The sequence below is a fragment of the Paraburkholderia sp. SIMBA_030 genome, from assembly GCF_046535245.1.
In the GTDB taxonomy this organism is placed as follows: domain Bacteria; phylum Pseudomonadota; class Gammaproteobacteria; order Burkholderiales; family Burkholderiaceae; genus Paraburkholderia.
The window spans coordinates 1-658 of sequence record NZ_JAWRXB010000073.1 but is presented as its reverse complement, the minus strand read 5'-3'; the positions used below and the strand labels follow the sequence as shown (position 1 = coordinate 658).

Here is a 658-nt window from a genome sequence, read left to right as displayed (position 1 = left end):
TCTCATCGCCCTGCTTGTGCGATTCGGCCTTTTTGCTTCACGCGCCTTTTATTGTGCCTCGCGCTAAGTGTCCTGCATCTGCCTGGTCGCGGCCGGTTGCGCGATGGCAAGCGGCGCTGAAGCGAACGAAACGACAAGACATGCCGCAATGGCTACCCAAACCAGATCGAGTTTGTTCATAGTCTCCTCCACTTCTTTCCTCAGGGTCTTATAAGGCGCGCATGGCGGCATCGATGTTCAACCCGCCTGGCGGCAGGTCGGAACGGCTGAAGCGGACCAGCGCGAAGGCGCGCGTCTCGGGCCTGGGGCCGGGAATGCGCGCAAAATGAAATTCGATCTCGCTTCCGCGTTGCGCGTTACCCTCCTGAATCACGTTCATCATGTCGATGCGTATATGGCGGCTCTTGATGTAGACGTGTTCCGACGGCTTGTTCAATACGTCGCAAATGCCCTTGAAATCGAGTTCGACGACTTCCGTCGGCACTCTGAGCGCCGCGAGACTGTCGGCATTCTCCGCAATCTGCGCCTGCACACGCGCGAGTTCTTTCGATTCGACTGCCGCGCCGCCGCCCACGACGGAGCGAATCCCCGTGCCCTGGCGCTGCAGCAAGGCGACGCGCTCCTGCATCAGTTCACGTCCCCGCGCGAGACGCTCGGC

At 60.6% G+C, this 658-nt stretch carries 1 pseudogene; it reads right to left on the bottom strand.

The window, feature by feature from the left end:
• Window positions 1-208 precede the first annotated feature (208 nt).
• Window positions 209-658, bottom strand: a pseudogene (locus tag SB772_RS39050) (hypothetical protein); the annotation flags it as partial.